Origin of the sequence: Thalassospira profundimaris, assembly GCF_003326675.1 — a bacterium.
Classification (GTDB): domain Bacteria; phylum Pseudomonadota; class Alphaproteobacteria; order Rhodospirillales; family Thalassospiraceae; genus Thalassospira; species Thalassospira aquimaris.
This window is the reverse complement of the sequence record NZ_JPWF01000005.1, coordinates 167,469-193,153: the sequence shown is the minus strand read 5'-3', so window position 1 is coordinate 193,153 and position 25,685 is coordinate 167,469. Positions and strand designations below refer to the sequence as shown.

Sequence of the window (25,685 nt, the reverse complement as noted above, 5' to 3'; positions counted from 1 at the left end):
ACCAGGACCATGACGGCGCTTGCCAGTATCGAAAGTCAGAACATCGCTGCACTTATGCGCGAAATGGGCATCAATGCCCGCAAAGCTGCACTCGAACTTGCACAGGTCCCGGCCGAGCCAAAGAAAGCAGCCCTTCTTGCCGCCGCAGCCAAGCTGCGTGAAAATGCAGCCATCATTCTTGAAGCCAATGCCAAGGATATGGAAGCAGGCCGTGCAAAGGGGCTGACAAATGCCCTTCTGGATCGCCTTGCCCTTGATGAAGCCCGGATCGAAGGCATTGCTGCCGGTGTTGAAGCCGTTGCCGAACTGCCCGATCCGGTTGGTCGTGAACTTGCCCGCTGGAGCCCGGAACATAACGGACTTGATATTGCCCGTGTGTCTGTACCGCTTGGCGTGATTGGCATCATTTATGAAAGCCGCCCGAACGTAACGGCCGATGCCGGTGCCATGTGCATCAAATCGGGTAATGCCGCGATCCTGCGTGGTGGTTCGGAAAGCTTCCATTCATCGCGTGCGATCTTTGATTGCATGGCGGCTGGCATCATCGAGGTAGGCCTGCCCGAACATGCCATCCAGATGATCCCGATCACTGATCGCGCCGCCGTTGGCGAGATGTTGAAACTTTCCGACTATATCGATGTCATCGTCCCGCGCGGAGGCAAGTCGCTGATTTCACGCATCACCGATGAAAGCCGCATTCCGCTGTTCAAACATCTTGAAGGCCTTTGCCACACCTATGTCCATGCCAGCGCCGATCCGCAGAAGGCCGTGGACATCGTGGTCAATGCCAAGATGCGCCGTGTTGGCATTTGTGGCGCAACCGAAACCGTCCTGATTGACAGTTCGGTCGCCGGTCGCCTGTTGCCGCGCATTGCCGAGGCACTGGTTGCCAAAGGATGCGAATTGCGCGGTGACGAAACCGCACAGGCCATTGATGGCCGTATCAAACCGGCAACGGCTGATGACTGGGTCACCGAATATCTTGATGCGATTGTCTCGATCAAAGTCGTGTCGGGCGTTGCAGAAGCAGTCAATCACATCAACACATTCGGCTCGCACCATACCGATGCGATCATTGCCGAAAATGCCACCGCGACCACGACCTTCCTGAACGGGGTCGATTCCGGGATTGTGATTGTCAACGCATCCACCCAGTTTGCCGATGGTGGTGAATTTGGCATGGGCGCGGAGATCGGCATTTCGACCGGCAAGCTTCATGCGCGTGGTCCGGTCGGAGTCGAACAGCTTACCAGCTATAAATACATCGTTCGCGGCCAGGGTCAGACCCGTCCATGACCGCAAACGCGCCGCGATCACATGTCGCACCAAAACGCGTCGGACTACTGGGCGGGTCGTTTAATCCCGCCCATGAAGGGCACCTGCATATTTCGCTGGAAGCCTTGAAACGCCTGCAGTTGGATGCGGTTTGGTGGCTGGTGTCGCCGCAGAATCCGTTGAAGTCGACAACCGGAATGGCCGATCTTGCAGATCGCTTTGATTCTGCACTGATGATGGCAAAGCATCCCCGCATTGTTGTTTCTGCAATTGAAACCAAGCTCGGAACCCGTTATACGGCCGACACTCTTGCAGCCTTGCAACGTCGTTTTACCCAAACAAGGTTCGTTTGGCTGATGGGAGCAGACAACCTGGCCCAGTTTCATAAATGGAAATGGTGGGACAGGTTGATTTTACGTGCTCCCATTGCGGTTATCGACCGTGAGGGGTATTCTAACAAGGCATTGTCCGGGACCGCTGCGCGCCGTATGGAACGCTGGCGTATTCCCATGGACAGGGCGGGTTTGCTGGCCGATCTCGATGTTCCGGCCTGGGTATACCTGCCAATCAAGCGCCATCCGGCATCTTCGACCGCAATTCGCGCCGAAGGCAGATGGCAGGTGTAAGCAACACGGCGATTGCGGCCATCGGTTCATACCGGGCCATCGCGTGGAAATTTAAGGTGGCGACCATAGGTACCGCAAAACAAACTCTGAAGCCCGGCGAGATGCTTGCGCTTATCAAGAGTACGCTCGAAGACGACAAGGCCGAAGACCTTGTTACCATTGATCTGACCGATAAAACCTCCCTTGCCGACCATATGGTCATTGCAACGGGTTCATCCTCGCGTCGTGTGGCTGCCATGGCAGAACACATTGTCGAGGCAATCAAGGATGCAGGTCAGGGCCGTGCCATGGCAGAAGGCAAGGAACAGGGTGACTGGGTTCTGGTTGATACCGGCGATGTCATCGTTCATCTGTTCCGTTCGGAAGTTCGCGCCTTCTACAACATCGAAGAGATGTGGGGCGTTGAAAACCCGGCACTGAAACAGCAGGCAGCGCGACTGTACTAACAGTTCGCGCCGCTTGGCCGCGCTCGGCAATGGCCGGGCGCAATACGGCCTTCTATCTGCGTAACGGTCTGGATCCGAGACATGCAAATCACCCTTGCGGCCGTGGGACGGATGAAAGTCGGCCCCGAAAAAGATCTGTTTGACCATTACGCTGCCCGACTGCGCTGGCCCTTTGTCGTGCGCGAAGTCGAAGAAAAGAAAAAACTCCCGCCCAATCAGCTTAAAGACCGCGAAGCAGAATTGCTGCTTGGCGTCATTCCCGACAATGCCTTTCTGATCGCTCTTGATGAACGCGGAAAGGAATATGGCTCGATCGAGTTTTCGCAAAAGCTTGAAGGCTGGATGGATCAATATGCCGGGAATATCGCCTTTGCCATTGGCGGGGCGGACGGGCATGGCGCGGCACTCAAGGCGCGCGCCAACACACTTTGGTCATTGGGCAAGGCCACCTGGCCGCATATGCTGGTGCGGGCATTGATCGCCGAACAATTGTTCCGCGCACATGCCATTCAGACCAATCATCCCTATCACCGCGAATAATCGCACCTGATACAGTCCGCTTCTGGCCTGTTTGCCTTTTCCATATATTTTGATTTCAACTGTTGACCGAGGGAAGAAACACCTTCTCTCGTTTTTCGGGTATGTTGCCTTGCAACATTCCTCTGTCACCGCTAATATTTCACTTAAAGAAACAAAAATTCCTTAAATCAAAAATATTAATGGGCAGTGGCAGGGCTTCAAAATGGAACAAACCGTCTTTTCGGCACAGAAACCCAAAGATCTAACGGGGCCACTAAACGACACCGGATCACAGGCGCAGATCAAAGATCTGATGCGCGGCATTTCAAGTGCGCTTGACTACATTCAGCATCTGCTGGAATTTGCCAATACGGCCGGTGAAAGCCAGGACAGCCTGATGCGCGAAATTGACGTCCGGTCAAACAATCTGCGCACTGGTCTGGATGAAACCCGGCGTGAAATTGCCAACAGCACCGATGTCGCCCAAAACGTCCAGTCAACCACGCGCGCAACCGTTGCCGACAAGACCAAGGCCATCCGCGCCGATCTTGAACGCATCAGCACCGAACTTGATGCCAAGGCTGAAGGGGCCAACAAGGTCCTGCGTGCAATTGAAGATATCGGCAAAGGCATCAAGCTGCTTGCCCTGAACGCAACCATTGAAGCAGCACGCGCAGGTGAACATGGTCGCGGATTTGCCGTGGTCGCCAAGGAGGTCGGAAACCTTGCCCAAAGCACCATGCAACGCACCAACGAGGCGGTCGATCTGATTGACCTATCCGACGTCACCAATGCACTGCGTCAAAGCATGGCCAATATCGGCAGTGACCTTGACAGTCTCGGCAATGAAATCGAGGCATCACTTGGCACCTTGCAGGAACGCTTTGCCAGCATGTCCGACCGCCTGTCCGATATTTCCGAACATAACCAGGTGGTGTTTGAACTGCTTTCCGGCAGCAAAGATGCATCGGCCCGCACCCGTGGCAAGGTCACCTGGGCCCGGACCGATACCCGGAACCTTGCCGACAGCTTGTCTGATGCAAGCCTTGCACCGGAAAAGCTGGGCCGGTTCCTGAAAACCAGTCATCTGCATGATGACCCCACCTATGACCGGTTGGCCGATATCAAGGCACGCGGCAAAATCCGCATCGCGATTGAACCGGCCTTTGTCGGCCTGTCGTTCCGGCTAAAACCGGGCTCTCCTCTGCGCGGGCTTGATGCCGACTATGCGCGTGCGCTGGCTAAATGGCTTGGTGTGGAATGTGAATTTGTCGAACATCCGTGGGACTTGCTGACCGAACTTTTATTTGTCGGCACCAAGCCCGGCACCCCAACTGCCGACGTGGTCTGGAGCGCCCTTCCCCCAAGCGAATTTTACAAAGGCGTCGCCTATTCCGACACCTATACCTATTTGAATTTCGCCCTATGTCGCCGGGCCGGAAATACAGGCATCAACCGGCTGGCAGACCTGAACGGCAAGGTTCTTGGCATCATCAATGACCCGGTCGCTTTCATGGTTCTCGAAGAACAGGGGTTACGCTGGGCCGGGAATGAAAACAAGCCGGGCGGTATCGCCAAACTTTCCAACCTGATTGCCTATAGCGACCAGACGCGCCTGCATGATGCATTGGCCGACGGGGCGGTTGATGCCTTTGCCGTTGATCAGCCGATCTTCCACTGGGCGGCCAACAACCCCGAAAGCCCGTGGCACGGACGCATTGAAGTCCTGCCGGGCAGTATCCTGCCTTTGCCCTATTACTATACCGCTGCGGTTGCCGCTGATCCGGCATCCTATAATCTGCTGCGCGCAATCAACGACTTCATCACCGCATTTCGCAAAACACCGGAACGGGCCGAAATTGAAAAGCTGTGGCAGGGTCAGGCGATCAATCATCACCTGACTTACAAGGATGAAGCAGGCAGTCTGATCGGCGCGGATGAACTCGAAACCGCCTATCATGCCCATTGCCGAAAACACGGCATAACACCGAGCTGATCGACCTTTGCTGCGTGGAACATCATCTGCAAATCAATTTGCACCAATGTGATGTTCCCGCGGCGGCTGCGCCTTTTGGTCACAATTCCTGTTTCCCGATTTCACAATATGCTGCCTTGCAACATAACTCACCCGGCGGTAGTGTTTCCCTATAAGAAATAAATATTCACAATATTAACGGGAAGTGGTGAGGCTAAAAGCATGGAAGAGACCATTCTGACGCCGCGCAACAGCAACCTTGCGCGCGAAAATCACGTTTTTTCGTCTGACCACTATACCCAGCCCAAATCGCCGGAACAAACGAACGCCACGGAAATCGCGGCTTTGATGCGCGGGATTTCGTCGGGCCTTGATTATATCGAGCATCTCCTGAAATTCGCCAATACGGCGGGCGAAAGCCAAGACAGCCTGATGCGCGAAATTGATGTCCGGTCTCATAATCTGCGTACCGGTCTTGATCAGACACGTCGTGAAATTGACGAAAGCACCACCACCGCCAACGCCGTTCAGGACGCAACAAGAACAACAGTTTCTTCCAAAACTGAAGCCATTCGCAGTGACCTCGAAAAAATCAGCCAAGACCTTGAAACCAAGGCCGAAGGAGCCGCCAAGGTCCTGAGTGCGATTGAAGATATCGGCAAGGGCATCAAGCTTCTTGCCTTGAATGCTGCCATCGAAGCAGCACGTGCCGGCGACCACGGGCGCGGCTTTGCCGTGGTCGCCAAGGAAGTCGGCAACCTGGCGCAAAGCACGATGCAGCGCACAAACGAAGCTGTTGATCTGATTGATTTGTCCGACGTCACACGGTCACTGCGCGACAGCATGGCAAATATTGATACGGATCTCGACAGTCTGGGCAGCGAGATCGAAGATGCACTGGGCGGTTTGAAGGACCGCTTTGCCGCAATGGCCGGACGCCTTGAACATATCAGCGGTCACAATCAGGTTGTTTTCGAACTCCTTGATGCCAGCAAGGAATCATCTGCACGCACCCGAAGCAAAGTTGCCTGGGCCGCCACCGAAATCACCGGCCTTGCGACATGTACCCGTGACAGCACCAATGTTGCAGGAAAGCTTTCCCATTTCCTGCGCAGCAATCACATCCACGAAGACCCGGGCTATGACCGGCTGGCAGACATTAAGTCACGCGGCAAAATCAGGATCGCGATTGACCCGGCACTGGTTGGTGCATCTTTCCGCCCTCAGAAAAATGGCCCCTTGCACGGGATCGATATCGATTATGCCGAGGCCTTTGCGAAATCAATCGGGGTGACGTGCGAGTTTGTCGAACATCCGTGGGACTTGCTGACCGAGTTGTTGTTTGCTGGCAAAAAGGCCGGGCAGCCAACCGCTGATGTTGTTTGGTGCGCCCTGCCGCCAAGCGATTTTTATAAGGGTGTCGCCTTCTCCGATACTTACACCTACCTTAACTTTTCGCTGATCCGGCGTCCGGAAAATACGGCAATCAACACCATCGCCGATCTTGGAGGAAAGGTCCTGGGCACCGTCAACGACCCGGCCGCCCTTGCCGTTCTTGAAGATGTCGGACTGCGATGGGCAGACAATGAAAACAAACCCGGCGGCATCGCCAAACTTTCAAACATGATCGCCTATGGCGATATTTCGCGCGTCCATGACGCGATTGCCAGTGGTGCAATTGATGCCTTCGCCGGGGATCATCCCGTATTTCACTGGGCATCCAGCAACCCCAAAACCCCTGGCACGGCAGGCTCGAAGTTCTGCCCAAACCGATCCTTCCCCATCCGTTTTTCTATGTCGTGGCCGTCGCCGCCGACCCGGCAACCTATAATCTGTTATGCGCAATCAATGACTTCATCGCAGCGTTCCGCAAAACACCGAAACGGGCCGAAATTGAAAAGCTGTGGCAGGGTCAGGCGATCAACCATCACCTGACTTACAAGGACGAGGCTGGCAACTTGATCGGTGCGGACGAGCTTGCCCCAACCTATCACGCCCATCGCCGGAAAATCGGGTTGGATCGTCCCGAATAATATCGGCAATCACATCCGTGATAACAACGCATGGAACGCATAAGCCACTGGCGTAACGAGGGTATCAGCACTATCATCACGCCATGGCAGCAAACAAAAAATCCCTGCGACAACAACGCATTCTAAGCGAGCTTGATCTTGAACCGTCCTTGCGGATCATTGATCTTGCCGAACGTCTTGCCGTGTCGACCGAAACCATCCGGCGCGACTTTGACGAACTGACGCAACAGGGATTGATCAACCGGACCTATGGCGGTGCTGTTCGTCGGCAATCAAGCGAACCGGGCCTGAATGAACGCCACAAACTGCATATTGCCGAACGCGAACAGATCGCACGCCTTGCCATGCCGGTACTGGCCGGATCGCGCCACATCATGATCGGTTCGGGGGCGACCACGGTTCATGTCGCCAAACGTCTGGCGGTTACCATGAACGATCTGACCGTGATCACCCATTCCTTTGGCGTGGCAACGGTTCTTGCCATAAACCCGACCATTCAGGTGATCATGGCACCGGGCCTTTATCATGCGCAGGAAGGGTCCATGCATGGCGCACAAACCATCCGGTTTCTTGAAAACTATCGGGTGGAATGGGCAATTCTTGGGGCAAGCGGCCTTGATGGTGACGGCGCAAGTGACGCCCTGATCGAGGCATCGGACGTTTATGCCGTTATGATGGAACGCGCAACGCGCAGCATGATTGTCGCCGACCACACCAAATTCAATCAGGCCTTCCCGGCGCGGTATTGTGAATGGGAAAATGTCGATGTTCTGGTCAGTGATCAAACCCCGCTGGGGGCGCTTGGCGACACCGTCCGCAAAGCAGGCTGCGTCATCACATCCGGGTAGTTTGACTTGCACTAGCCACAGGTGCGCAGTGATTTACCCAGTGCTTCGATGAAGAAATCAACCTCGGACCGGGTAAGGCATAATGGCGGACGGATTTTAAGGGTCTGGCCATATTTCCCCGCCGCCCCGATCAATACGCGATGCCGACGCATTGCATTGATCACATCCCCGACAAGCTGCCCGCCGGGTTCCGACGGATCGCCATTGGCAGACAGATCAACCCCCATGAACAATCCCGCACCGCGGATGTCAGTGATCCGGGCATCCATCTCGGCAAGATGCTGCAACCCTTCGCGCAGATATGCCCCGCAAACTGCCGCATTGTTTTGCAAATCCTCGTCGCGGATAACATCAAGAACCGCAAGCCCCGTGGCTGCTGCCACCGGACTGGCAGCAAAGGTATTGAAATAGCCAACATCTTCACAAAATGCGGCCAGCAACTCCGGTCGTACGGCAATGCCCGCCATCGGGAAACCATTGCCCATCGGCTTGCCCATACTGACAATATCGGGCGCCACATCGTGACGGGAAAATCCCCAAAAGGCATCGCCGGTGCGCGCAAAGCCCGGTTGGACTTCATCGGCAATAAACAATCCACCTGCACGTTGCATCACGGCCACTGCCAGACGCAAAAAGCCCTTTGGATTGGAAAAGACCCCGTCACTTGAAAAGATGCTGTCAACAATCAGGGCCGCCACCCCATAGCCCCGATCTTGCAGGGTTGTGATTGCCAAATAAACCGCATCGGCAAATCCGGCGGCAACATTGTCGCCATAGGCCTGCTTACTGGGCGGCGGAACGGCAACAACATGGTCTGGCAGTCCACCGCGCTTGATTGCCGATGGTGATATTTCCGTCACCGCACTGGTATTCCCGTGATACGCACTTTCGGTCACGATGATGCCGCGGGCCCCGGTTGCACGTTGTGCAATTCGGATCGCAAGATCATTGGCCTCGCTACCACTGCAGGTCAGGACAATATTTTCCAGATGATCGGGAAAAGTCGCCTTAAGCCGATCAAGGTATGTTTCCACCGTCTGGTGCAAATACCGGCTGTTGATATTTAGACGCGCGGCCTGTTCTGCCATTGCGCCAACCACGCGTGGATGACAATGCCCGACCGATGGCACATTGTTATAGAAATCAAGATAGCTGGTGCCATCAGCCGCGGTCATCCAGCAGCCCGATGCAGATACCATTTCAATCGGATCGCGATAAAACAGCACCGATGCCGCCCCGATATTGCGCAAACGCCGATCCAAAAGATCACTCTGTGCATGGCCCCCCGGCGCAGAAGACTTTCCGTCAAAAGCATTCATATCAAGGATGGGGCGAACGTCGCTCATCACGCGCCCTCCGCCGACAGGTATGTTTGGGCCATGGCAATGGTTCCGGCAGTAAAACCGGGGCCCATTTCCTGCGCGGTTGGGGTTTCCGGGTGGCTTGCGATCCAGGCTGTCAGCAACAACCGCCGCAACATCACAAAGCTTTCAAGCATCTGGTAATCAGTACTCGAAAACGGGGCAATGGTGCGATACCCCTCGACCCACGCTTCTTTCAGGGCCTGTACAATCGGATCAAGCTCGATGAAACTGATGGCGGCGGCAAAGTCATAACCAAACCAGCCAAAGCCACAATCATCAAAATCAATCACTCCCAGTCGATCCGCGTCGACCAGAAGGTTCGCCAAACGCAAATCCGCATGGATCAATCCAAATTTCTCGCGTCCCATCCCGAATACCAGAAGCTTTTGGTTCAGATGGCGGCAAACCTTTTCAAGCAAAGCCAGTCCATCTTCACCCAGCCCCCGTGCAGCGCGCCAATTCCCCCAATGGGGCGTCGCGCCAAGGGTCGTATCAAAGGTCCAGCTTTTGCGCACAAAACTGACCGAGCGCGACCATTGTTTTGCATGATGATGAAGACGCGCACTGATCACGCCCAGCTTGAAAAATCCGTCAACCAAACCATCCCCGGCCGCTGGTTCATCCCCGGTCATGAAATCAAACGCAACCACATGACGACTGACACCATCATGATCGAATTCGGCGACCAGTGATCCGTCGGTGCGCAGGCGCGGTTTGGGTGTGGCGACCACATCAGCCGCGCGAAGGGCATTGATCCAGGCAAGCTCGGATTCAATTTCCGAACGGGTGTGATAGCCCGGACGATGAACCCGCAAAATCAGTTTCGCGCCATTTTCCGGGTCCGTCGCTACAAAGGTCGCATTTTCCGACACGGTCAAAAGCGACACTTCGGCATCCGACCCAATTCCCCAACCGGGCAACACCGAAACAGCACCGGCCCGCAGGCGACCAATCAGTTCGTCATCATAAATTCCGCCCAAGACTGATCTCCTTCCTTACGAACCAGACAACCCGCACCGACATCAGCGCGCACCGGGCCACCCGCACAGCGATCAACTGGCTCTGACCCAGACTTGCGATAACCGCCCGTCCTCGACGCCCTATGCATCCCTTGGTGAATACTGCGCTTTAAAATGTGTAACTTGCAACATTTTTTGTTGCATCACGGAAAAATCAAGCCAATCATCATGAAACGCATTGCGCTGCACCATCCCACCAGGATGCCGTGCCCATTTGATGACCTGTTGAACCCTGACGGTCATGAACGACTTCACGAAAGGATCAACCATGCTGACTTCGATTTCCGGCAAAAGCGTCATCGTCACCGGCGGCTCAAAGGGCATTGGCAAAGGCATCGCAAGTGTCTTTGCCAGCAAGGGGGCCAAAGTCATGGTTGCGGCCCGCACCGAACAGGATGCGGCAATCACGGTCGAGGAAATCAAGGCCGCAGGCGGCACCGCCGACATGGTTCTGTGCGATGTATCGGATTGGGATCAGGTTCTTGGCATGGCGGAATATACCGCAAAGACCTTTGGCGGGATTGATATCCTGTGCGCCAATGCGGGTATCTTCCCGCAGGTCAAAATGATCGAGATGGAAGCAGATGACTGGGATCAGGTCATGGCCACCAACCTTAAAAGCAGCTTCCTGTGCGTGAAGGCCTGCATTCCCTATTTCGCAAAGGCAGGCAAAGGCCGGGTTGTGATCACATCATCGATCACAGGTCCGGTTACAGGCTATCCCGGCTGGTCACATTACGGTGCGTCAAAGGCCGGTCAGCTTGGCTTTATCCGAACTGCGGCAATGGAACTGTCGCGCTACAACACGACGATCAACGCCGTGATGCCGGGCAACATCATGACCGAAGGCCTTGCCGGTCTGGGGCAAGAATATCTGGACTCGATGGCCAATTCGATCCCGCTCAAACGACTGGGCAGCGTCGAAGATATCGCCAATGCCGCCCTGTTCTTCGCATCCGACGAAGCCGCCTATATCACCGGACAATCCATCGTTGTCGATGGCGGTCAAATCCTGCCGGAATCCCTGGATGCTCTGGGCGAGATTTAATCGCCTGCCTGTGCCCGGCCAGAAGTCAAAAACGCGCTGACCAATGTCAGCGCGTTTTCATTTTCCGGTTCAGATATCATGCAATCCGTACTGGCTGCGCACCACGCCGGAATTATAGCGTTCTGATGCCAGAAGCCGTGGCTTGATGCCGCTGGCGTCCCGCCCGAACAGCGATATGCCATCACCCAGAACTTCGGGGACGGTAAAGATATCAAGCTGATCGGCAAAACCGCCAAACAGAAACTGTGTCACCACACTTCCGCCACCGACAACCCAGATATCACCATCGCCATTGCGGCTGTCGCGTAACTGGTCAACCAGTTCGATAATACTGCCACCATAGGCCTCGGTATTTTCCGGGCGATCTTCGGGAAGGTCGCGGGATGTCAAAACGATGGTCCGGCGGGCCTCATAGGGCCAGTCGCCAAATGCCATGACCTGATCAAAGGTATTTCTGCCAATGATCAAGGTGCCCACAGAGTCCAGAAAGTCATCAAAGCCAAACTCGGCGGGATCATATTCATCCAGCCAGTCAACCGCGCCATTTGTGCGTGCAATGAAACCATCCAGACTGACCGCGATATATATGCGGAACAGCTTTTTGTTCATCTCTATGTCCAACCTTTGGTGGGGTCTTTGCCCCTTGTTTGCTCGCCCTGATCATAACAGATCACCGGCCAACAGGGACAGGAAACAAGCATTCCCCCACCAACGGCAAGATACGAAATTGGTCGAACCCCTTGATTTCAGGGAACTAACCTCAAACCCGGGTCAACATTCAACCACGTTGACATTGACCGCAAGGCCACCCTGACTGGTTTCCTTGTACTTGCTTTGCATGTCGAGTCCCGTCTGGCGCATGGTTTCGATCACACGATCCAGCGACACGGTGTGCTGCCCGTCACCGCGCAGGGCAAGACGCGCAGCATTGATCGCCTTGACCGCGCCCATAGTGTTACGTTCGATACAGGGCACCTGTACCAGACCACCAATCGGATCGCAGGTCAGACCAAGATTATGCTCCATCCCGATTTCGGCGGCATTTTCGACCTGTTCGGGCGTCCCGCCCAGAACCGCGCAAAGCGCGCCCGCCGCCATCGAACAGGCAACACCAACCTCGCCCTGACAACCAACTTCGGCGGCCGAGATCGAAGCACGCTTTTTATAGATCGATCCAATTGCTGCTGCGGTCAAAAGGAACTCGCGAATTTTGGCCTGGCTGGCATTGGCCCCGAACCGTTCGTAATAGCGAAGAACCGCCGGAATAACGCCCGCCGCCCCGTTGGTTGGTGCGGTGACCACACGCCCGCCCGCAGCATTTTCTTCGTTCACTGCAAGGGCATAAAGGTTTACCCAGTCAATCACGGTCAGTGGATCACGAAGGCCCGCCTCGGGCTTGTCCATCAGTTCGTGATAAAGCTTGGATGCGCGCCGTTTGACATTCAATCCACCGGGCAGGATGCCATCGGTTTTGCAGCCGCGATCAATGCAATCCATCATCGCACGATGAACACGATCAACGAATTCATAGGTTTCATCCGCACTGCGCCAGCTTTGTTCATTGGCCATCATAATTTCGGCAATCGAACGGCCTTCGCGCTTGCAGATCGCCATCAATTCATCGGCCGATGAAAACGGATGGGGAAGTGTGATGTTATCACCGGAATATTCCGCCCCGCGATCATCACCGGAAACAATAAACCCGCCCCCGACCGAGAAATATTCCTGTGCGTGGATTTTAACCCCGTCACGGTCAAAGGCGGTAATGCGCATCCCGTTGGGATGCTGCGGCAGCGTTTCGGTAAAATGAAAAACAAGGTTGGTGTCACGGTTAAAGGCCACCGGATACTGGCCATAAAGCTGCAACTCGGCACTGGCATCAATGGCGGCAACCGTGGGCGCGACATCATCGGGGTTAACACTGCGCGGGCGCTGGCCCGAAAGCCCCATAATCACAGCGGTATCTGTTGCGTGGCCTTTTCCGGTCAGCGCAAGCGACCCATAAAGGTCCACAACCACGCTTCCGGCTTTGGGCAAAAGATTGCGAGCTTCAAGTTCAAGACAAAACCGGTATCCGGCCCGCATCGGACCGACCGTATGCGAACTCGATGGTCCGATCCCGATGGTATAAAGATCGACAACAGAAAGGTTTACGTCCTGAACAGATCCGTCTTGCGATCCCGAAGCGGAACCGGTGGCGGTATTGGTGGTCTTATCGGTAGTCAAAGGGGCCTCCTTCACGGCTCTTGACCGCGCGAAAATCGCGCCGTTTACGAACCGGTGTATTGCCCCCTCTGTCCCTTGACCTGAGATTGTATTCCATTGGCCCGAAAACAATATCGACCCAATGGTTTTCATCCTTCGGTGGAATCCGTTTGACGCATGCGATGCTGCTTGCGCCAAACGGTTTCTCTCTCCAGAGCCTCTATCCGCGACGGTCCATGTGCCTGAGAGTGTTATGGGGCAATTGCTCCTTCGGCGCCGGTTATGCGGATAACCGGGCTCTCCCGTCGCGGTGCAAGACGCCATTTCTGCCGCCTCTGAGGATCACCGTTGGAGGGCAGATTATCCGTGTCTGCAAACCCTGTCAAAAAGCAGCTTTGCACCTGCAAAAAATTCCCGGTGCAGGTGCTGTTTCGCGGGCACAATCGTGCTAGATTGCCGAAATTATGCATATGCCTGTTGTGAGTAACGGTTGACCCACCCTGCCCGCATAACAGGATTGATGGCAAAACGCCCTGTAAGTCACCATATTTGTTGGTAAATATTTACGGGTAATTCAGCCTTTATCTCTATCAGTGGGGTTTATGAACGTGACTGTATCGAATTCCGTAAAGCGCCCGCGCCCTGTGGTGCTCTGTATTCTGGACGGCTGGGGTTATCGCGAAGAAACCAAGGACAACGCCGTTGCCTTGGCCAACACGCCTGTCTGGGACGCGCTTTATGCCAATTATCCGACCGGTTTCCTTAAGGCTTGCGGTCTGGATGTCGGCCTGCCCGAAGGTCAGATGGGCAATTCGGAAGTCGGTCATATGAACCTTGGCGCCGGTCGCGTGGTCATGCAGGAACTGCCGAAAATTGACGAAGCCGTCAAAACCGGTTCCATTGCCGATACCGATGCGGTCAAGAAAATCATCGCAACCCTGACCGATACCAAGGGTGTTTGCCACATTGCCGGACTTCTGTCCGAAGGTGGCGTGCATTCCCATCAGGCCCATATGGCTGCCCTTGCCAAAATCATCGCGGGCGCCGGAGTGCCTGTCAAAATTCACGCCTATCTTGATGGCCGCGATACCGCACCGAAAAGTGCAGCTAAATTCCTTGAAAAATTCCGCGCCCTGATCGGCGATGCCAATGTTGAAATTGTCACCGTGACCGGGCGCTATTACGCCATGGACCGTGACAACCGTTGGGAACGCGTAAGCCAGGCCTATTTCACCATGGTTCAGGGCAAGAACTATGCGGATGGTCGTTCGGCTGAAAGTGCCGAGGCGGTAATTGCCAATGCCTATGCAAACGACACCACCGACGAATTTGTCCTGCCGACCGTGATCGACGGCTTTGACGGCATCAAGGATGGCGATGGTCTTTTGATGACCAACTTCCGTGCCGACCGTGCGCGTGAAATCCTTGCGGCCCTTTGCGCCCCGGAATTTGATGGCTTTGATCGTGGCACCGCACCGAAGTTTTCAGTTCAGGCCGGTATGGTCGAATATTCATCCGAACATGCAAAATACATGGATGCGATCTATCCGCCGCAAACCTTGCCGAATATTTTTGGCGAAGTGGTTTCCAAGGCTGGCCTGAAACAGCTTCGCATCGCCGAAACAGAAAAATACCCGCATGTCTCGTTCTTCTTTAACGGTGGTGAAGAACAGGTCTTCGAGGGCGAAGACCGTATTCTGGTCGCATCCCCGAAAGTCGCGACCTATGACCTTCAGCCGGAAATGTCCGCACCTGAAGTCACTGAAAAACTGGTTGCTGCCATCAAGTCGGAAAAATACGACGCGATCATCCTGAACTTTGCCAATCCCGACATGGTCGGACATAGCGGTATTCTGTCTGCGGCCATGAAGGCGGCCGAAGCGGTGGATACCTGCCTTGGCAAAGTCATTGATGCGATCAAATCGGTTGGCGGCGTTGCCTTTGTCACCGCCGATCACGGCAATTGCGAAGTGATGGTCGATCAGGAAACTGGCGAACCGCACACTGCACATACCCTTAATCTCGTTCCGACCATCCTTGTTAACGGTCCGGAAGGAGTAACATTGGAGAATGGGCGTCTTGCCGACGTTGCACCGACCCTGTTGCAGCTTCTCGGCGTGCCGCAACCAGCCGAGATGACCGGCAAACCGTTGCTTAAGGGCCTGAAACAGAATGACGCGCTTCTTGCGAGCTAAGTTTGCTTACAGGATAGCCCTGCCTGCGCTGACTGCTTTTGCAGTTCTTGTCGCAGGCGGGGGGGGGGCAGCGCCTTCTTTTGCCCAATCGCTGCAAAAAGTTGACAAAAAACTCGACCAACTCGAAAGCCAGCTTTCCAAACAGCAACAACAGGAAGAATTCCTGTCCCGCAAATCGCGTGAGCTTTGGACCGAAGAACAGGCCCTTCAATCCGAGGCCATTTCGGTTGCCCGCCGGACCCAGCGCCTTGAAACGACCCTGACCGATCTTGAAGATCAGCTTCAAACACTGGAATCCCGTGAAAAGGTTGCCGCCACCAGTCTTGAAGACAAGGCCGGACAATATGCCCGCATTCTGATGGCGCTTCAGCGGTTGTCCACCACCCCGCCTGAAGCAGTCATAGCCCTGCCAACGTCACCACAAGATACCCTGCGGTCTGCCGTGTTGCTCAAGGCAGCCTTGCCCGGTGTGGAACAACATGCGCGCGACCTTCGCAAGGAACTCGAAGAAATCGCGACCCTGCGTGAAGATATCCGCGACCGTCGTTCTGACCTGACCGAGGCTACCAAGCAATTGCAAAGCGAGCGTTCAGCACTTGCTGCCCTTCTGGATGAAAAACGTCGCCTGCGCTCCGAAACCGAGGCCGAAGCCCTTGCCGCGGCCAAAGCTGTCAGCGCCTTGGCCGACGAAGCCAAATCGCTTGGCGATCTTTTAAGTACCCTGCGCAAACGCGCAGAAGGCTTGCCAAAGCCGCGCCCGCGCCCGGAAGTCGAGATTGCCAGCCGCACGGAGCCGGATTCCGATACGCTCGGCGCGACCACGATTGCACGAAACACCCCGCCCGAGACGCCCGCGCAGAAGGAAGAAACATCTGCGACGCGAGATAAAAAGAACGAAACCAGTGACGAAGAATTTGCTGTTGGAAGCTCTATCACGCTGGCACACGGTAATTTGAGGATGCCAGCCAGTGGCAAAGTCGTCACACTGTTCGGGGAAAAATCACGTGGTCCGGACGGATTAACAGTCACAAGATCCAAGGGAATTGAGATCAGCACCCGCGCAAATGCGCAGGTTGTCTCACCCTTTGATGGTAAAGTTGTCTTTGCAGGCCCCTTCCGCGGGTACGGCCGACTCTTGATTATCGAACACGGCGAAGGATACCATAGCCTTATCGCCGGTTTTGATCGGCTCGACAGTGTGGTAGGACAATATCTATTGGCGGGCGAACCTGTTGGTATTATGGGTGAAACTGCGCCAAAACTATATCTGGAGATGCGCCAGGACGGAGAAGCGATTAATCCGCTTCCGTGGCTGGCCTCGAAAAACGGCAAGGTAAGTGGATGAAAACCTCTCGATTGGCAGTACTCGCACTCGCGACCGGCATGACTTTCGGCCTTGCGTCCCCAAGTCTGGCGCAATCTTCAACCTCCTCGGCTGAGACCTATCGGCTTCTCAATCTGTTTGGCGATGTCTTTGAACAGGTCAAAGCCAAATATGTCGAGGAAGTTGATGACAAACAGCTGATCGAGGCGGCAATCAACGGCATGCTGACCTCGCTTGATCCGCATTCCTCGTATCTGAACATGGATAATTTCGAGGAAATGCAGGTCGATACCCGCGGTGAATTTGGCGGGCTTGGTATCGAAGTCACGATGGAAGACGGCTTTGTCAAAGTCATTTCTCCGATCTATGACACGCCGGCGGAAAAAGCCGGACTTCAGCCGGGCGACTTCATCACCCATATCGATGGCACAGCCATTCGCGGCTTGACCTTGAATGACGCCGTCGAAATGATGCGCGGCAAGGTCAATACCGACATTGTCCTGACCATCATCCGCAAGGGCGAACAGGCACCGTTTGATGTCACCCTGACCCGTGCTGTCATCAAGATCCAGTCGGTTCGCGCCGAAGCCAAGGAAGATATCGGTTACATCCGTATCACCAAATTCAACGAACAGACCTTTAGCGGCCTGCAACGTGCAATTGGCGATATGCGCGATCAGATCGGTCCGGAAATCAAGGGTCTGGTCATTGACCTGCGCAACAACCCGGGCGGATTGCTTGATCAGGCAATTTCGGTTTCCGATGCCTTCCTTGATAAAGGCGAAATCGTTTCGACCCGTCCGCGCGACACCCAGAATACCGAACGTTATAACGCCCGTTCCGGTGATCTTGCCGAAGGCCTTCCGGTTGTTGTCCTGATCAATGACGGTTCCGCATCGGCATCCGAAATTGTTGCCGGTGCCCTCCAGGATCATCGCCGTGCGATCATTATGGGCACGCGTAGCTTTGGCAAGGGATCGGTTCAGACCATCCTGCCGATGCCGGGCAATGTGGCACTTCGTCTGACCACTGCACGCTATTACACGCCATCGGGCAAATCCATTCAGGAAGTCGGTATCGTTCCTGATATCATCGTCCCGCAGGCCCGTGTCGAAAGCATCGAAGGTGACACCCGTCGTTCCGAAGCATCCCTGAATGGTGCCCTTCGCAACGAAGACGCACACACCACTGATGCAGAAAAGGATGCAAATTCCCGCCGGGATCAGGCCGAACAGCTTGCGATTGACGATTATCAGTTGTCGCGGGCGCTGGACATGATCCGGGGCATTTCCCTGTTTGGTCCTCGCCCGCAAGGGTAAGGACCAAGCGGACACAGTGAGAGACTAGCTGTTCGTGTTCAGGAAAATCCTAAATTCCTTGCCATTCCGAAAGAAGAAGAATGGCGGTAACGACGAGGACATGGCTGGTGCGCTGGCTGACGACCTTGGCGACGGGATGTCTGACGCTGGTGCTGTTGATCTCGATGATTTGCCCTTTAACGAACTTCCCATTGAAGTTCAAAGTAAACGCCTTCCAAAACGTCCGAAATCGCGGAGAAGCTGGACATCCAAACTGCTGATCATCACCTTGTTCTTTTCGCCCTTCGGGGCGACAGCGGTTGCAATGATCCCGGTTCTTGATCCGGAAACCGGATGGCGGCTGTTTCATACCGGCGGGCCCGAGGCACTGGTGGCCGTACCGGGTTCGGAACGTGAAGTTCAGGAAGAAATTGCGCGTGGTGTGCGCGATATGCAGGAACGCGAACGCGCCCAGCAAAACGCCACAACCAATCCTGATGGCACACCACAATCGCCAGAGGATATCGCAAATCAGCTTTCAGGCGTTTCCGATCTGATGGGCACCCCCAATCCGGACGGAACGCCCCAGAACGATCAACCGACGCCCGAAGAACTGGCCGCCCTGATCGCCGAAGAAGGATCGATTGATGATCCGATAGAACCTGATCCTCTGCGCGCAGCCCCCTTGCCGGGCCTTGATGAAGAGGGCAGTTTTGGTCGGGTTCCGCGCATCGCCGATGATGGCACCACACCGTTTGATGCCTATAAGCGACCGTTCGAGAAAACCGAAGGGCAACCCTATGTCGCGATCATCCTGACCGGTGTCGGCCTGAATGATGCGCGTACCCAGACGGCTATTAATGATCTGCCTTTGAATATCTCGCTTGCGATATCGCCCTATAGCCGGGATATCAAAACCGTCGCGGCACAAGCCCGCCAGATGGGGCACGAGGTGTTTCTTGAACTGCCAATGGAACCGGCCGACTTCCCGCTTTCTGATCCGGGCCCCCGCGCGCTTCTGACATCCCTGTCCGAAGGTGAAAACCTTGTGCGGCTTGAATGGCTTCTGGCCCAGTTCCCGGGCTATGCGGGACTTGTGACCAATGAAGGATCAAAATTCGGAAGCCTTGATAGTGCGATCCGGCCGATCATTGAATCCATTTCGCGTTCCGGACTGATGTATGTCGAAGGAACGCGCAGCGGCATGGCAAGCTATGGCGCGCAACTGGCTTCAAATGCCGGTACACCAAATGCAATCGGCAATTCCCTGATTGACCATATCCCAAGCCGCCGCCAGATCGATGCCAGACTTGCCGAACTTGCAGAAACGGCAAAACGGAACGGTGTCGCCATCGGCTTTGCTCAATCCTATCCGGTAACGATCCAGCGCTTGCGCAACTGGGCACTTCGCCTGAAACGTCTTGGCGTCGAACTGGCCCCGGTCAGCGCAGTTGCCAACATACAGGTCCCGCCGCAATCCGCAGTCGAAGCCGAAGCAGCCCGCCGTCAGGCCGAAGAACGCGAACGTGAGATTATGGCACAGGACGCTGCCAACAATTCAGAACCCGCTGCCACCATCGAAGGTCAGTGACGACATACCGGCCCCAGCCGGTTCCAGTCACCCAGGAGAAATCATGGCTGAGAAATCCGCAAATCTGTCAGACAAGACACCGGACGAAACCACCAAAGTACGGGCCGAAGACTTGCCCTATCGCCCTTGCGTCGGCATTGCCCTGTTCAACCCGGATGGTTTGGTCTGGATGGGAAACCGCTATGGTTTTGAAGGGGCATGGCAATTACCCCAAGGCGGCATTGATGATGGTGAAACACCCGTCGAAGCCGCCCTTCGCGAACTCAAGGAAGAAATCGGCACCAGCAAGGCCGAAATCATTGCCGAAACGCCCGATTGGCTAACCTATGACCTGCCGGATCATTTGATCGGCAAGGCGTTCAAGGGCAAGTATCGCGGCCAGAAACAGAAATGGTTCGCCATGCGTTTCACCGGCAAGGACAAACATATCAAGATCGATGTCCCCAATCCGGAATTTGATGACTGGCGCTGGAATGATCTGGCGACCTTGCCCGATCTGATTGTTCCGTTCAAACGGCCTGTTTATTTGCAAATTGCCGATGCATTTCGTGATGTACCGCAAAGAATTCGCGAATTGAAGTCGATATAAGGTCGAGGATGCGGCTTGATCGCTGTGTTCTTTACGTTAAATTTTACGAATTAACAGACACCTATCGCTTAGAGGAGCTACAAATGGGTATCGATCGTTTCATCTTTGGGATTTTGACCATTGTGGTCGCTCTTTTCGGCCTGTTCTATGCATCAGGCTCGCATGACGGTTATTCCTATTTTGTCGGTTTGACCCTGTTTATTGGCGCTGTGCTGTTCATGTTCCATCTGATCAAGGGCCATTATGATCAGCTTGAAGCAGCCGATCATTGATCTTGCGATCTGCCCGAGGCAGCCGTAACCGGCATCAATGCTTTTAAATTAACCCAAAAGGCTCTAGGACTTATCTCTATGAGCAATACATATTGGGATCCCGCCCGTTACGGTCTGTTTGGCAATGAACGCCTGCGACCTGCCATCGACCTGATTGGCCGCCTGCCAAAAGCGGCCAATGGTTTTTCGCCACGTCATATTGTCGATCTGGGCTGCGGCCCGGGATCGGTGACTGCTGTTCTTGCGGATGCCTACTGCACGCAGGATGCAAACAGCCCGCGCATTGTTGGCATTGATTCATCGGAACAGATGCTTGAAACCGCGCGCAAACGTGACGAAGCCATCGAATGGCAGCAGGGCGATATCGCAACCTGGCAACCCGACGAACCGGTCGATCTTCTGTTTTCGAATGCTGCCCTGCATTGGGTGCCGGATCATTCCAACCTGTTCCCGCGTTTGCTTGAACATGTGCGGCCCGGTGGCATGATCGCCATTCAGGTCCCCAACAATTTCCTTGCCCCAAGCCACCAGTTGATCGGCGAAGCCGGTATTGAATGGCGCAAGGAAGTTGACGAAGCCATGCACACCGCGCGCATCATGCGCCCGGGGGATTACTTTGATGTTCTGTCCCCGTCCTGCGATGAAATTGATTTGTGGCAGACGCAGTATTGCCATGTGCTGACCGGCCCGGATGCGGTTTATAACTGGACCAGTTCAACCATTTTACGTCCGGTTCTGGCCGCCCTTCCCGATGACGAAGCACGTGCCCGCTTTACCACGAAATACAAGGAACGCCTTAATCAGGTCTATCCGATCCGCGATGACGGACGCACACTGTTTCCGTTCAACCGTCTTTTCATGGTTGCGTGCAAACGTTCCAATTAAGGCCAACCGATCCATCCCAGACAAGGAGCCGAACCGTGGCAGAATTTCGCGAACATTTCGTCAAATGCTGTGGCTACGAGCTTCATGTCAGGGCATGGGGTGATCCCACCAAACGACCACTGATCATGATGCATGGCCTTGCACGGCTTGCAGATGATTTTGATCATGTCGCCCCACATTTCACCGATCAGTATTATGTGTTGTGCCCGTCGATGATCGGGCGCGGGTTTTCGGGTTGGGCCAAAAATCCGGACACAGAATATACCGTCCCGTTTTATGTCGCCCAGATGTTCGAACTGCTTGACCATTTCGGCATTGAAACCTGCGACTGGATTGGCACATCGATGGGGGGCCTCATTGGTCTTTATGCCACCGCCGAAGTCGCCGGACGGATTGAAAAGCTGGTATTGAATGATATCGGCCCCGAACTTGATCCTGATGCAGTTGCGCGGATCAAATCATATGTCGGGGCGTCACCGGAATTTGAAACCATTGATGATGTCGAGCAGCTGGTCCGGCTGGTCTATGCCCCTTTCGGGGTGGCAGATGATGCGACATGGGCATTTCTGGCATCACGTTCGGTTCGTCGCCTGCCCAATGGCAATTTCATGATGCATTATGACCCCGAAGTCATGCGTATCTTTGCCGAACATATTGATTCCTTTGACGCCTGGGATGTGTTTGACGCCCTGCCCTGTCCCGTGATGCTGATCAGCGGCGAGAAGTCAGACCTGATCCCCAAGGCCATTGTCGAGAAGATGAAAAATAAAAAACCCGAAATGCCGGTTTTTGCAGTGGCGAACTGCGGACATGCACCCCATCTGAATGACAAAGCACAAATCAACGCAATCCGGGACTTTCTGGGCAATTAACGCCAACCAACCGCGACGAAGAACGCGGGCTGTTTGAACGAACTTCACCAAAGTCCCCTGATCAGGTTTGAACTGTGACCTGTGCTGGCATTGTCGCAAGCACTGAAATTTGACCAACGCGCTGATTGCTGTAGCTTTGTGATCACTTGTGGGAACAGGCGGCATGATGACGAAGTCGCATTTGATGGCAACATTGCTGTATCCGGCATTTCTGGCCGCCCTGATTGCGACAGGGTTCGGTCAGGGATCGGTTGCGCATGCGCAGTCAAATCCCGTTCCCGATATCTCGCAGACAGAACCGACATCACGTTTGGCATTTGGGGGAAGCCCCGGTATTGGCATTCTGCCCCCTGCCGGTCAGAACGGTATCAGCCGCTATTTTTCGGGTCGTGCGCGCAATAGCATCTTGCTGGGTACTGAACCCGATGACACCGAACAAGGCAGCCTGCTTTGGCTTGAACTCGACAGCACCAGAACGCTGCAAAATCGGTTCAGCACCCAAATCGGATTGGGATATGCACCAAGCCCTGAATTCGGCTTTGCCGTCGGACCATTTATTGATCTCAGCGCGGCCAAATCCGAGAATATCGGTATTTACCAAACCGGCGGCTATGCGTTTGATGAAAACCGTAATCGGGTCTTGTTGTCAGAAGGTGGCAACAGCTTTAACGATGCCGGTCTGGCTGCTTCATTGTCCTATATGCCGCTTCAAGATATCTGGATCGGTCTGCATGGCAGTGTATCGCACAACCTGACCCCGGTGCAGCCCGATCAAAGCATCCTTGACGGGATTGATGCGATGCTTGGCTTGACCGCAAGTTACCGGATCGAATTTTGATCCTGTCGGGTTGCGCCCTTGCCCCGGTCATTTCGGGATAAACGGGGAAATCCCTGTTGCACAGACCCCGCAGTCCTGTATGACTCTTTGAAAGGCAACCCAAAGGGACATATAGACGCGTATGAGCCACTCGCTCCCATCTGAACATGCTAATCTTGGTGCACCATTTGATGCGTGCAACACCCTTGCAGCGGCCAAGAATGCCAATCTTTACCGCGCAGCCATGCGTCTGTCTCCGGAACGCCAGCATTTCTTTCTGGCAAGTTATGCGTCGATGCGCGTCATTGATGACATAGTTGATGACGGTTTTCTTGAACTGTCTGATGCCGAACGCGATCTTCAGCGTGAAACTGTCCTTGAAACCATCGATCAATGGCAGGCCCAGATTATTTCTGCCAAGGCAGGGGCAGAAAATCCGCTGCCTGAAACCGGCCCGCTGAATGGCGACCTTTACGAAGCTTTGCGCGTTACCCTTGGCCGAAGTGACCTTTCAACCGAACCATGGGGCGCACTGGCCGATGCACTTCATCGTGACGTCGCCGAAGAACCGATGGATGAATGGGGCGATTTCATCGCCTATTGCGAAGGCGCAACTGCCGCACCGGCATCGATTTTTGTCTATCTGCTATCCGCACGTTACGACTCCGAAATCGGCTATACGTCGCCACTGACCAACCCGCCGCTTTATCATGCGCGGGATATGGCGATTTTCTGCTATATCATTCATATCCTGCGCGACCTGCCCGAAGATATCAAAGGCCCGGACCGCCTTGTCACCATCCCCGATGAAATGCTGATTGCGGCCGACATCACCCTTGGCGAAATTCGCAATGCCATTGGTCAGGGCAAGTATGAAGACCTCGATTATCTTGGGAAAATCATGCTTGAACATGCATGGGAACATTTCGAAACCGGTCAGGCCCGATCCGGCGAATTGCTGTCCGTTCTTGATACGGACGAGGCCGATACGCTTTCGCGCCTGTTCACGGTCTATATCGAACTTGGCGGGGCGATGATGGAAAATGGCTATGCCAGCTTCCTCAAAGATCGCAAATCGATCATGGAAACCACCGCCCAGAACAGCCTGCCTGACGTCAAAAAACCTGATTGATCATCTCGAAATCAGGGTCCCTGCCAAAAGAAAACCCCGCCAGTTCGGCGGGGTTTATCGTTTCAGCCTGGTGCTGAGATCTTATTTTGCGCGAAGCGCTGCAACACCCGGAAGAGTCTTGCCTTCCAGCCATTCAAGGAAGGCACCACCCGCGGTCGAGACATAGGAAAATGCCTGGTCGGAATCCGCATGACGAAGGGCAGCCACCGTATCACCACCACCGGCAACCGACAGAAGTTTGCCTGCCTTGGTCAATGCAGCCGCGTGCTGGGCAACCGAAACCGTCGCGGTATCAAACGGGGTGATTTCAAACGCACCCAGTGGTCCGTTCCAGACCAGCGTTTCACAGGACTCAAGGCGCTTGTTCAGATCCTTGATGGTTTCCGGACCGGCATCAAGGATCATGCCGTCACTTGCAACATCGTTGATGTCAGAAACATCGTGCGGTGCGTTGGCGGCGAATTCCTTGGCGACAAGTCCATCAACCGGCAGAACGATTTCGCAATTGGCGGCTTCGGCCTTGGTGAAAATCTCGCGCGCGGTTTCAAGCAGGTCATGCTCGCACAACGATTTACCAACATTGACGCCCTTGGCAGCCAGGAAGGTATTGGCCATGCCGCCACCAATCACCAGCTGATCGACCTTGGCAACAAGGTTCCCAAGAAGATCAAGCTTGGTCGAAATCTTGGCCCCGCCAACAATTGCCATAACCGGGTGTTTCGGTGCTTCAAGTGCATTGCCAAGTGCTTCGAGCTCGGCCTGCATCAAGCGACCGGCATAGGCCGGAAGTGCACGTGCCAAACCCTCGGTCGAGGCATGGGCACGGTGCGCGCATGAAAACGCGTCATTGACGTAAACATCACCAAGTTTTGCCAGTTCGGTGACGAATGCCGGGTCGTTCTTTTCTTCTTCTGCGTGGTAACGCAGGTTTTCCAAAAGGGCGATCTCGCCATTTTCAAGGCTGTTGACCACGCTTGCCGCTGCTTCGCCAATGCAATCATCGGCAAATTTCACCGGACGACCCAGCTGTTTGGCGAGGGCCTCGGCAACCGGTTTCAACGACATTTCAGGAACGCGTGCGCCTTTCGGACGACCGAAATGGGTAATCACCACCAGTTTGGCACCGGCATCGGCCAGTTCAATCAGACCGGGAACGGTACGTTCGATACGAGTCGTATCGCCGACAACACCGTCCTTCATCGGAACGTTAAGATCAGCGCGCAGCAATACGCGCTTGCCAGCGACATTGACACCGTCAAGCGTATTAAAGTCAGCCATTATCTGAACCTGCTTTTGAGTTTCACAAAAGACGGGAGGCGGGTGTCCCGACATGGATCGAACCAAATCCTGTT

At 54.7% G+C, this 25,685-nt stretch carries 24 protein-coding genes and 1 riboswitch; of the genes, 18 read left to right on the top strand and 6 right to left on the bottom strand.

Features of this window, described 5'->3' with window-relative positions:
- Positions 1-9: 9 nt before the first annotated feature.
- The 7 genes from TH19_RS09200 to TH19_RS09170 all read left to right on the top strand — a co-directional run bounded on the left by TH19_RS09200 (position 10) and on the right by TH19_RS09170 (position 7,722).
- Positions 10-1,296, top strand: a complete 1,287-nt coding sequence (locus tag TH19_RS09200) for a glutamate-5-semialdehyde dehydrogenase (RefSeq protein ID WP_114102040.1) — start codon at positions 10-12, stop codon at positions 1,294-1,296.
- A complete protein-coding gene (locus TH19_RS09195; protein ID WP_114102039.1) occupies positions 1,293-1,901 on the top strand; it encodes a nicotinate-nucleotide adenylyltransferase in 609 nt (202 codons plus the stop codon). Before TH19_RS09200 ends, TH19_RS09195 begins: the two co-directional genes overlap by 4 nt.
- Complete coding sequence (gene rsfS, locus TH19_RS09190; protein WP_258547885.1) at positions 1,889-2,347, top strand: ribosome silencing factor; 459 nt, start codon at positions 1,889-1,891, stop codon at positions 2,345-2,347. The genes TH19_RS09195 and rsfS overlap by 13 nt, the downstream gene beginning before the upstream one ends.
- An 81-nt stretch (positions 2,348-2,428) precedes the next feature.
- Positions 2,429-2,887, top strand: a complete 459-nt coding sequence (rlmH, locus tag TH19_RS09185; RefSeq protein WP_114102038.1) for a 23S rRNA (pseudouridine(1915)-N(3))-methyltransferase RlmH — start codon at positions 2,429-2,431, stop codon at positions 2,885-2,887.
- Between the two features lie 202 nt (positions 2,888-3,089).
- Positions 3,090-4,862 carry a methyl-accepting chemotaxis protein gene (locus tag TH19_RS23190; RefSeq protein ID WP_114102037.1) on the top strand — a complete coding sequence of 591 codons (1,773 nt, stop codon included), beginning with the start codon at positions 3,090-3,092 and terminating at the stop codon, positions 4,860-4,862.
- 201 nt (positions 4,863-5,063) lie between these two features.
- Positions 5,064-6,776: a methyl-accepting chemotaxis protein gene (locus TH19_RS09175; protein WP_258547884.1), complete on the top strand. Its 1,713-nt coding sequence runs from the start codon at positions 5,064-5,066 to the stop codon at positions 6,774-6,776.
- A 181-nt stretch (positions 6,777-6,957) separates the two neighbouring features.
- Complete coding sequence (locus tag TH19_RS09170; RefSeq protein WP_114102036.1) at positions 6,958-7,722, top strand: DeoR/GlpR family DNA-binding transcription regulator; 765 nt, start codon at positions 6,958-6,960, stop codon at positions 7,720-7,722.
- A gap of 11 nt (positions 7,723-7,733) precedes the next feature.
- On the opposite strand, the gene TH19_RS09165 is transcribed toward TH19_RS09170, so the two are convergent.
- The 3 genes from TH19_RS09165 to TH19_RS22410 all read right to left on the bottom strand — a co-directional run bounded on the left by TH19_RS09165 (position 7,734) and on the right by TH19_RS22410 (position 10,375).
- On the bottom strand, positions 7,734-9,068 hold the full coding sequence (locus TH19_RS09165) for an aspartate aminotransferase family protein (RefSeq protein ID WP_114102184.1): 1,335 nt from the start codon (positions 9,066-9,068) through the stop codon (positions 7,734-7,736).
- Positions 9,068-10,066, bottom strand: a complete 999-nt coding sequence (locus tag TH19_RS09160) for a phosphotransferase enzyme family protein (RefSeq protein ID WP_114102035.1) — start codon at positions 10,064-10,066, stop codon at positions 9,068-9,070. Before TH19_RS09160 ends, TH19_RS09165 begins: the two co-directional genes overlap by 1 nt.
- A 120-nt stretch (positions 10,067-10,186) precedes the next feature.
- Positions 10,187-10,375 (bottom strand): hypothetical protein, encoded by a 189-nt coding sequence (locus TH19_RS22410; RefSeq protein WP_147250742.1) that lies wholly within the window; start codon positions 10,373-10,375, stop codon positions 10,187-10,189.
- Between TH19_RS22410 and fabG the strand changes: the two genes are divergently transcribed.
- On the top strand, positions 10,374-11,153 hold the full coding sequence (fabG, locus tag TH19_RS09155; protein ID WP_114102183.1) for a 3-oxoacyl-ACP reductase FabG: 780 nt from the start codon (positions 10,374-10,376) through the stop codon (positions 11,151-11,153). The genes TH19_RS22410 and fabG overlap by 2 nt on opposite strands.
- Positions 11,154-11,222: 69 nt before the next feature.
- Here fabG and TH19_RS09150 read toward each other — a convergent pair whose 3' ends face one another.
- Positions 11,223-11,762 (bottom strand): dihydrofolate reductase family protein, encoded by a 540-nt coding sequence (locus tag TH19_RS09150; protein WP_114102034.1) that lies wholly within the window; start codon positions 11,760-11,762, stop codon positions 11,223-11,225.
- Between the two features lie 162 nt (positions 11,763-11,924).
- Complete coding sequence (locus TH19_RS09145; protein WP_258547883.1) at positions 11,925-13,379, bottom strand: L-serine ammonia-lyase; 1,455 nt, start codon at positions 13,377-13,379, stop codon at positions 11,925-11,927.
- 199 nt (positions 13,380-13,578) lie between these two features.
- A riboswitch (glycine riboswitch) is annotated at positions 13,579-13,673 on the bottom strand.
- A 287-nt stretch (positions 13,674-13,960) separates the two neighbouring features.
- On the opposite strand from TH19_RS09145, the gene gpmI reads away from it, so the two are divergent.
- The 10 genes from gpmI to TH19_RS09095 all read left to right on the top strand — a co-directional run bounded on the left by gpmI (position 13,961) and on the right by TH19_RS09095 (position 24,333).
- Positions 13,961-15,553, top strand: a complete 1,593-nt coding sequence (gpmI, locus tag TH19_RS09140) for a 2,3-bisphosphoglycerate-independent phosphoglycerate mutase (RefSeq protein ID WP_114102033.1) — start codon at positions 13,961-13,963, stop codon at positions 15,551-15,553.
- A complete protein-coding gene (locus TH19_RS09135) occupies positions 15,531-16,898 on the top strand; it encodes a murein hydrolase activator EnvC family protein (protein WP_114102032.1) in 1,368 nt (455 codons plus the stop codon). Before gpmI ends, TH19_RS09135 begins: the two co-directional genes overlap by 23 nt.
- Complete coding sequence (locus tag TH19_RS09130) at positions 16,895-18,196, top strand: S41 family peptidase (protein WP_114102031.1); 1,302 nt, start codon at positions 16,895-16,897, stop codon at positions 18,194-18,196. The genes TH19_RS09135 and TH19_RS09130 overlap by 4 nt, the downstream gene beginning before the upstream one ends.
- A gap of 58 nt (positions 18,197-18,254) precedes the next feature.
- Entirely contained in the window at positions 18,255-19,766 is a 1,512-nt protein-coding gene (locus TH19_RS09125) for a divergent polysaccharide deacetylase family protein (RefSeq protein ID WP_114102030.1), read from the top strand.
- Between the two features lie 43 nt (positions 19,767-19,809).
- Positions 19,810-20,355 (top strand): RNA pyrophosphohydrolase, encoded by a 546-nt coding sequence (locus TH19_RS09120; RefSeq protein ID WP_114102029.1) that lies wholly within the window; start codon positions 19,810-19,812, stop codon positions 20,353-20,355.
- An 83-nt stretch (positions 20,356-20,438) separates the two neighbouring features.
- Positions 20,439-20,627 carry a hypothetical protein gene (locus TH19_RS09115; protein ID WP_114102028.1) on the top strand — a complete coding sequence of 63 codons (189 nt, stop codon included), beginning with the start codon at positions 20,439-20,441 and terminating at the stop codon, positions 20,625-20,627.
- Between the two features lie 78 nt (positions 20,628-20,705).
- Complete coding sequence (locus TH19_RS09110) at positions 20,706-21,512, top strand: methyltransferase domain-containing protein (protein ID WP_114102027.1); 807 nt, start codon at positions 20,706-20,708, stop codon at positions 21,510-21,512.
- Between the two features lie 35 nt (positions 21,513-21,547).
- The gene (locus TH19_RS09105) at positions 21,548-22,384 is read left to right on the top strand and encodes an alpha/beta fold hydrolase (protein ID WP_114102026.1); all 837 of its coding nucleotides are present in this window, start codon (positions 21,548-21,550) and stop codon (positions 22,382-22,384) included.
- Positions 22,385-22,547: 163 nt separating this feature from the next.
- Positions 22,548-23,222 carry a hypothetical protein gene (locus TH19_RS09100; protein WP_114102025.1) on the top strand — a complete coding sequence of 225 codons (675 nt, stop codon included), beginning with the start codon at positions 22,548-22,550 and terminating at the stop codon, positions 23,220-23,222.
- 121 nt (positions 23,223-23,343) lie between these two features.
- On the top strand, positions 23,344-24,333 hold the full coding sequence (locus TH19_RS09095; RefSeq protein WP_114102024.1) for a squalene/phytoene synthase family protein: 990 nt from the start codon (positions 23,344-23,346) through the stop codon (positions 24,331-24,333).
- Between the two features lie 81 nt (positions 24,334-24,414).
- Here TH19_RS09095 and TH19_RS09090 read toward each other — a convergent pair whose 3' ends face one another.
- Entirely contained in the window at positions 24,415-25,611 is a 1,197-nt protein-coding gene (locus tag TH19_RS09090; RefSeq protein ID WP_114102023.1) for a phosphoglycerate kinase, read from the bottom strand.
- Positions 25,612-25,685 lie beyond the last annotated feature (74 nt).